This window comes from Streptosporangium minutum, from assembly GCF_002149035.1.
In the GTDB taxonomy this organism is placed as follows: Bacteria; Actinomycetota; Actinomycetes; order Streptosporangiales; family Streptosporangiaceae; genus Streptosporangium; species Streptosporangium minutum.
In genome coordinates, this window is record NZ_NGFP01000113.1 from 22,083 (window position 1) to 29,155 (window position 7,073).

A 7,073-nucleotide genomic window follows, 5' to 3' on the forward strand; every position below is an offset into this window, starting at 1 on the left:
CCTGTCACGCGGTCGAAGACGCCGGAGGAGCTCTGCCGTACCAAGAACGTGGGCTCCGCCATCACTGACAGCAGCCGGATCACGGCTCGGCGCTCCATGCCCGCCAGTGTCTCAACCGGCCCCGGGCGGCGCGTGCGCTTCCGGGCGCGGGGGCCAGACGTCCAATTCTTACAAGACGACGCCGCTGGGCGACCCTACGGTCGGGGGATGAGATCCCTGACGGAGGACGCACTGGCCGCGGCCGGGCGATACTTGTGGCTCAACGCCCGGCTGATTGACCGGCTGAGGTTCGAGGCCCTGTTCGGCGATGGTTGCCGAGAGCGGGTGCTTCAGGCGTTGCGCGCCTACCGTAACCCGGACGGCGGCTTCGGGCACGCGCTGGAGCCGGACCTGCGGGGCGCGGGGAGCCAGCCGGAACCGGTCGAGGTGGCGTTCTGGATCCTTGACGGGCTGGATGCCTTCGACGATCCGATGGTCACCGGCGCCTGCGACTACTTGATGTCGGTCACCGCCGAGGACGGGGGAGTGCCGTTCGTGCTGCCGAGCGTCCGGCAGACGCCGCGCGCCCCCTGGTGGGAGACCCCGGACGACCCGCCCGGCTCACTGGTGCCCACCGCGTCGATCGCCGCCCTCCTGCACAAGCACGGGATCGACCACCCGTGGCTCGCTCCGGCCACCGCCTTCACCTGGTCCGCGATCGAGGAGACGGTGGAGCTCCAGCCCTACCACACGCGGGCCGTCGTCCATTTCCTGGAGCACGTCCCCGACCGTGACCGGGCCGACCACCAGTTCGCACGGTTGCGTGAGGCGATCCTGGCTACCGTCTGCCTTGACCCGTATGCCCCCGGCGACGCTCACTTCCCCCTCGATTTCGCCCCCGTCCCCGGCCGGCTGCCGCTCTTCGAGGCCGAGACGCTCGACCGGCATCTTGACGCGCTGATCGACCAGCAGTCGCCGGACGGCGGCTGGGCTCCGAACTTCCTCATGTGGACGCCGCTCGTGGCCCACGAGTGGGGCGGGTTCCTCACCGTCGGGCGGCTGGAGACCCTGCGCGCCTACGGCCGGCTCACGAGCTGACTCAGGGGGACTCCGGCCAGCCGCCTGACCTCATTGGCCAGGTGCGCCTGGTCGGCGTATCCACTGACCGCGGCCACTTCGGCCGGCGCCATCCCGCCCCGGGCCAGTCGCAGCGCCCGCTGGAACCGGACCACCCGCTGCAGCACCTTGGGCCCGTACCCGAAGGCACGCAGCGACCGCCGGTGGAGCTGCCGCTCGCCGAGCCCGAGATCCCAGGCCACCTCCGCGACGCTCTTCCCGGCTCCCAGCGCCGCCGCGATCGCCGGCGCGGCCGGGTCGGGCGCGGGCGTCGCGCGCAGCCGTACGGCCAGGGCCTCCTGCATGGTGTCGGCCGTCAGCTCCGGCAGCACGCCCAGCTCGGCCAGCGGCACCCGCAGGTCACGCAGGGCCTCGACCGGCACGCCGAACACCCCGCCCACCGCGCCCGGCCGGAAGCGGATCCCGATGTAGCGGTCACCGGGGGACATCCGCACGGGCTGCGGCCCGGTGTCGGGGCCGGCGACCCGCGGCCCGTCCGGCCCCCAGATCAGATCGACGGAACCGTCGGGAAGCACCAGCTTCGTCCCCGCCGAGGTCGCCGTCGACGTCCAGAGGCAGGTCACTCGCCCGGCGATCGCCGGATCCGGGGCCCACTCGCGATACATCCCCCCAGATTACGACCGGCCGCGACCCCGGCGAGGCCCGACCGGCGAGCCATCGTCCCCCAGGCCGGACCCCGGCGAGGCTCGACCGGGAAGCCACCGGCCTCCCGGCCGCGACGTCGGCGGCGCGCTACCGGCCTCCGGGCCGTGACGTCGCCGGGACCCCCGGCGTGAGACCGGGCAGCCGCTCCGACAGCCGGCCGTCGTCCATCTCCGTCACCCGATGTGCGTGGCCGATCTGCGCGACGTCGTGGGTGACCAGCAGTGTCGCCACGGCGCGTTCCCCGGTCAGCTCCGCCAGCAGCCGCATCACCTCCGTGCCGCGCGCGTGGTCCAGGGCGGAGGTGGGCTCGTCGACCAGCAGCACGGCCGGATCGCTCATCAGCGCGCGGGCGATGTTGACCCGCTGCCGCTCGCCCCCGGAGAGCTGGTGCGGACGCCGGTTCTCCTTGCCGTCCAGTCCCACCGCCCGCAGCAGGTCGGCGGCCCTGCCGGACCGCCCGCCCCGCATGTGGTCCATGACCTGCAACTGTTCGAGCGCGGTGAGCGAGGAGATCAGGTTGGCCTGCTGGAAGACGATGCCGACCCGCTGCCTGCGCAGCGCCGTACGCTCCCTGTCACCGAGCCGCGAGGCGTCGGTCCCGCCGATGAGAACCCGGCCGGAGTCGGGCCGCAGCAGGGTCCCGGCGACCGCCAGCAGGCTGGATTTGCCGGACCCCGAGGGGCCGACCACAGCGACCAGCTCGCCGGGGCCGACGGTCAGCGACACGTCGTCGAGCGCGACCAGCGTGCTGTCGCCGTCGGCGTAGGTCAGGCGCAGGTCGGTCAGTTCCAGGCTCATCGGGCACTCCCCAGGGCGATCAGCGGGTCGACGGAGGTGATGCGGCGGACGGCGAGCACGGCCCCCGCCATACCGAGGGCGATCATGGCCAGTACCGGCACGAACGTCGTCGAGACGTCCACCGTGAACGGCATGACCCGTCCGGCGAGCGCCCCGGCCCCGAGCCCGGCGGCCCCGCCGATCCCGCCGCCGGCCGCCAGCACGATCAGCGCCTGGGACAGGGCGTCGCGCATCAGATAGCCGCTCGACGCGCCGAGGGCCTTCATGATGGCGATGTCGCCCTGGCGCTGGACGGTCCACACGGTGAAGAACGCCCCGATGACCAGCGCCGAGATGGCGAACAGCAGTCCACGCATCATCGTCAGCGAGCCGTTCTCCGAGGTGTAGGAGCCGATCCCGGCCAGCGACTCCTCCTTGGTGACGGGGTAGGTGCCCGGCACCGGCCCGGAGGCGTCGCCGCTCAGCACGGCCACGGTCGCGGTGTCCGCCCCGGCATGCGCGATGCGCTGCCAGTCCGTGAGCGTGGACCACACCACGGGCGTGTGCCCGTAGGAGTCGTCCGGGCCGATCGCGGTGACCCGGTACGGCCGGCCGCCGATCGTCGCGGTGTCCCCGACGGCCAGGCCGAGGCCCGGCGGGACGGCCAGCTCGCCGTCTCCCTGCCGGACCGGGCCCAGGGACTCCGAGCCGAAGACCGCGATCGCCTGGTCCGCGCCGTCATGGGTGAGCCGGGTCTGCGTGATCCCCAGCGGCTGCCCGCCCAGGCTCTTCCACTGCGCGGCGGTGACCGTGCTGCCGGAGAAGGAGATCTTCTCGCTGCCGAACGCGATCCGGTCGCCTCTCAGGTTCTCGACGGCGGAGATGTTCTCCCCGGCGAGCCCGGCGGTGAGCCCGGACAGCAGGACGACCAGCAAGGTGATGAGCGCCACGACGGACCCCATGAGGGCGAACCGTCCTCTGGCGAAACGGATGTCTCTCAGTGCGATGAACAAGTGGATCTCCGGTCGGTTGCCTGGTGACTTCCGCCAGACTCTCCGGCCGGGCCCACTCGGGGCATCGCGACTCCGGTCGGCACGTGAATCAACCGAAGGTTGGATGCGAGCACCCCTCATACCCCTCTTAACCTGGGCATATGGAAGGGGAATTCGAGGTGACCGCGATGCGGACACTCAGGGTCGGCCTGCACGGCGTGTTCTACGTGCTGCTCGCGATCGGCCTGACCCGCGTGTCCGGTTCATGGGCGGCGCTGTCCGGGGGCGCCCTGCTCGGAGCCGTCTACACGGCCGGCCTCACCCTCGGCAGGCGCCGTACGGCGTCGCTGGTCTGGCTGGCCGCCGTCGTCGTGGTCTGGACGGCGCTCGGCGTGCTCACCACGGACTTCGTCTGGCTGGCGTTCCCGCTGTTCTTCCTCTGCATGCACCTGCTGCCGCCGCGCGCCGGCGTCCCCGCCGTGATCGCCGTCACCGCGGTCACCGTAGGCACGCTCGCCGTGCACGGCCCCGCGCTCAACCCCGCCCAGGTGGTCGGCCCGGCCATCGGCGCGATGGCGGCCGTCCTCATGGTCACGGGCTACGCGGCCCTGTACCGGGAGAGCGAGCGCCGCCGGGGCCTCATCGACGAGCTCACCCGCACACGCGCCGAGCTGGCCGAGACCCAGCACGAGGCCGGGGTGCTCGCCGAGCGCCAGCGGCTGGCCAGGGAGATCCACGACACCCTCGCCCAGGGGCTGTCCAGCATCGTCCTGCTGCTCCGCGCCGCCCCGCCGGACCCGGCCGGATATGTGGAGGAGGCGATGCGCGCGGCCGAGGACAACCTCGCCGAGGCCCGCCGCTTCGTCCACGCCCTCACACCCCCGGGCCTGGACGGCTCCCTGGAGGAGGCGCTGCGCCGCCTCTGCTCCCGGGAGGGAGCCGCCTTCCAGCTCGACGGCGAGCCGTACACGCTGCCCCGCCGGGCCGAGATCGCACTGCTGAGGATCGCCCAGGGCGGGCTCGCGAACGTCTCCCGGCACGCGGAGGCGGCCAGGGCCGCGCTCACACTGACCTACATGGAGGATGAGGTGGCGATGGACATCGTGGACGACGGGCGCGGGTTCGATCCGCTGACCCGATCCGGCAACGGCCTCGGCTTCATCCGCGACCGCGCCGCCGAACTCGGCGGTGCCGTCACCGTCGAGTCCGCCCCCGGTCTCGGTACGGCGCTGGCCGTCACCCTCCCCGTGCCGTGATCCGCCTGCTGCTCGTCGACGACCACCCCGTCGTCCGCAAAGGCCTGCGCGCGGTCTTCGACCAGGCCGGCGACATGGCCGTGACCGGCGAGGCCGCCACCGGCGAGGACGCGGTACGGCTGGCACCCGGTGCGGACGTCGTGCTGATGGACCTGCGCCTGGGGGCCGGAATGTCCGGCGCGGAGAGCACCCGGCTGATCGGCGGCCTGCCGCGTCCACCCCGGGTCCTGGTGCTGACCACCTATGACACCGACGGCGACATCTTCGCCGCCATCGAGGCCGGGGCCGCGGGCTACCTGCTGAAGGACGCCCCCACCGACGACCTGCTCGACGCCATCCGGGCGGTGGCACGGGGGGAGACCATCCTCGCTCCACCGGTGGCGGCCAGGCTGGTCACCAGGATGCGGTCACCGCGGGCGTCGCTCTCCCCGCGGGAGATGGAGATCGTCCTGCTGGTGGCCGACGGCCTGTCGAACCGGCAGATCGCCCGCGAGCTGTTCATCAGCGAGGCCACGGTGAAGAGCCACCTGGTGCACATCTACGCGAAGCTGGAGGTGGACAACCGCACCGGAGCGGTCAACGTCGCTCGTCGGCGGGGACTTCTCCGGAGATGAGAGCCGCCGCCCACTGGCCGTCGGGATCGCTGTCGATCAGCAGCGCGCGGGCCAGCAGGCTGAGCGGGATGGCGAGCAGCGCGCCCAGCGGGCCGAGCACGAACGCCCACACCAGGAGGGACAGCAGCGTCATGGTGGTGGACAGGCCCACGGCGTCGCCGAGGAACTTGGGCTGGATCAGCGACTGGACCACGAAGTTGATCACCAGGTAGGAGGCGATCACGAAGATCATGGTCTTGGGGCCGCCTTCGAGCAGGCCGAGCAGGGCGGGCGGGATGAGCCCGAGGATGAACCCCAGGTTCGGGATGTAGTTGGTGATCAGCGCCAGCACGCCCCAGAGCAGGGGCAGCGGCACGCCGAGCATCCAGAGCGCGGCCACGTCCAGCACGGCGCAGACGAGGCCGAAGACGGTCGAGACGATGAGATAGCGACGTGTCTTGTGGGCGAAGTCGCTGAGCGCCCGGACGAGCAGGGGGCGGGAGGCGGCGCCGGCGGCGAGGACCCGGGAGAGGGGCTGCGCGTCCAGGCACATGGCCAGCAGCAGGACGACGATGAGAACCAGGCTGGAGAACACGCCGAGCAGCCCGCTGGCGAATCCCTGGACGAGTGTGAAGACCTTGCCCAGGTCGAACGACTTGATCGTCTGGTTCACCTGTTCGGTGCCGACGCCGAACCTCGTCGCGAGGTCCTGCAGCCCGGCGACGAGCCGGTTGAACTCCGGCCCGTAGGTCGAGGCGAGGTTCGCCGTCTCCGCGACCGCGACGGTCAGGATCGCCACCATGCCGAACAGCAGCAGCAGCACCAGGGTCAGCGGGACCGCGACCAGCGTCCACCCGGGGGCGCCGCGTCTCTGCAGCCAGGTCCGGACGGGGGAGACCGCCAGGACGAGCACCAGGGCCAGCAGCATGGGGCCGACGATCGACCCGACCTCTCTGATGCCGGCCAGCGTGACCACGGCACCCGCGGTGCAGAGCAGGACGATGAGGGCCCGGGGTACCGCTCTTTGGTCCGTCATATCGGGTCCCTACCCACCAGGACGGAAACACGTCTCCCGCCGGGGAGCCATCGATTTGACGGGATGGGACGGCGTACATAGAGTTCACAGGCCCGAGGGGGTCGGCGGAGATCGCCAAGGCCTCGGGAACCCCTTCTGATCACATCCCTCTGCTGGGACGCGTGCGTCTCGGCAGGATCCGATTCGACAAGGACCGGATGTCGGAGTAAGTTAGAAGGGTTGCTCCGGAGACGGAGCGGTCGACATCCTAACGGATTCGGCGGGTTCGAGTCGGCTGAAGCGAAAAGCGACAGTTTGACACGGACCGGGCGGATCTGGTAGGATGGGAACACGGAATGGAACGCCCTGAAGTCGGGACCACGGTCACGGCGACGGAGAACGCGTCCGTTTCTTGAGAACTCAACAGTGTGTTAAAAGCCAGTGCATGAAGCACAACCCCGTCCAACCCATCTCGGTGGGGGACGGATTCCTTTGGTTGATACATCCGACGCGAGTCGGGTGCTTTCAGTCGGGAAAACCTTTCAAACATTGTTTGGAGAGTTTGATCCTGGCTCAGGACGAACGCTGGCGGCGTGCTTAACACATGCAAGTCGAGCGGAAAGGCCCTTCGGGGTACTCGAGCGGCGAACGGGTGAGTAACACGTGAGTAACCTGCCCC

At 70.9% G+C, this 7,073-nt stretch carries 7 protein-coding genes and 1 rRNA gene; 4 read left to right on the forward strand and 4 right to left on the reverse strand.

What is annotated here, in order from left to right:
- The first annotated feature begins 207 nt into the window (after positions 1-207).
- Entirely contained in the window at positions 208-1,077 is an 870-nt protein-coding gene (locus tag CA984_RS23575; RefSeq protein ID WP_086575747.1) for a hypothetical protein, read from the forward strand.
- Here the strand turns inward: CA984_RS23575 and CA984_RS23580 are convergent.
- The 3 genes from CA984_RS23580 to CA984_RS23590 form a co-directional block, all read right to left on the reverse strand.
- Complete coding sequence (locus CA984_RS23580) at positions 1,056-1,721, reverse strand: DUF6597 domain-containing transcriptional factor (RefSeq protein WP_086575748.1); 666 nt, start codon at positions 1,719-1,721, stop codon at positions 1,056-1,058. The genes CA984_RS23575 and CA984_RS23580 overlap by 22 nt on opposite strands.
- Before the next feature lie 127 nt (positions 1,722-1,848).
- Positions 1,849-2,559, reverse strand: a complete 711-nt coding sequence (locus tag CA984_RS23585; RefSeq protein WP_086575749.1) for an ABC transporter ATP-binding protein — start codon at positions 2,557-2,559, stop codon at positions 1,849-1,851.
- Complete coding sequence (locus CA984_RS23590) at positions 2,556-3,551, reverse strand: ABC transporter permease (RefSeq protein WP_086575750.1); 996 nt, start codon at positions 3,549-3,551, stop codon at positions 2,556-2,558. The genes CA984_RS23585 and CA984_RS23590 overlap by 4 nt, the downstream gene beginning before the upstream one ends.
- A gap of 140 nt (positions 3,552-3,691) precedes the next feature.
- Between CA984_RS23590 and CA984_RS23595 the strand changes: the two genes are divergently transcribed.
- Positions 3,692-4,786, forward strand: coding sequence for a sensor histidine kinase (locus CA984_RS23595; protein WP_086575751.1), 1,095 nt, complete (start codon positions 3,692-3,694; stop codon positions 4,784-4,786).
- Entirely contained in the window at positions 4,783-5,400 is a 618-nt protein-coding gene (locus tag CA984_RS23600) for a LuxR C-terminal-related transcriptional regulator (RefSeq protein ID WP_086575752.1), read from the forward strand. The genes CA984_RS23595 and CA984_RS23600 overlap by 4 nt, the downstream gene beginning before the upstream one ends.
- Here CA984_RS23600 and CA984_RS23605 read toward each other — a convergent pair.
- Positions 5,363-6,415: an AI-2E family transporter gene (locus CA984_RS23605; protein ID WP_086575753.1), complete on the reverse strand. Its 1,053-nt coding sequence runs from the start codon at positions 6,413-6,415 to the stop codon at positions 5,363-5,365. The two genes, CA984_RS23600 and CA984_RS23605, sit on opposite strands and share 38 nt — an antisense overlap.
- A 529-nt stretch (positions 6,416-6,944) precedes the next feature.
- Here CA984_RS23605 and CA984_RS23610 point away from each other — a divergent pair.
- Positions 6,945-7,073: ribosomal RNA gene (locus CA984_RS23610) — 16S ribosomal RNA — on the forward strand; the annotation flags it as partial.

What these genes read in the sequence shown, in the direction of transcription:
- CA984_RS23605 (WP_086575753.1), bottom strand. Translation starts at nt 6,415, where the DNA reads ATGACGGACCAAAGAGCGGTACCCCGGGCCCTCATCGTCCTGCTCTGC.
- CA984_RS23585 (WP_086575749.1), bottom strand. Translation starts at nt 2,559, where the DNA reads ATGAGCCTGGAACTGACCGACCTGCGCCTGACCTACGCCGACGGCGAC.
- CA984_RS23580 (WP_086575748.1), bottom strand. Translation starts at nt 1,721, where the DNA reads ATGTATCGCGAGTGGGCCCCGGATCCGGCGATCGCCGGGCGAGTGACC.
- CA984_RS23575 (WP_086575747.1), top strand. Translation starts at nt 208, where the DNA reads ATGAGATCCCTGACGGAGGACGCACTGGCCGCGGCCGGGCGATACTTG.
- CA984_RS23595 (WP_086575751.1), top strand. Translation starts at nt 3,692, where the DNA reads ATGGAAGGGGAATTCGAGGTGACCGCGATGCGGACACTCAGGGTCGGC.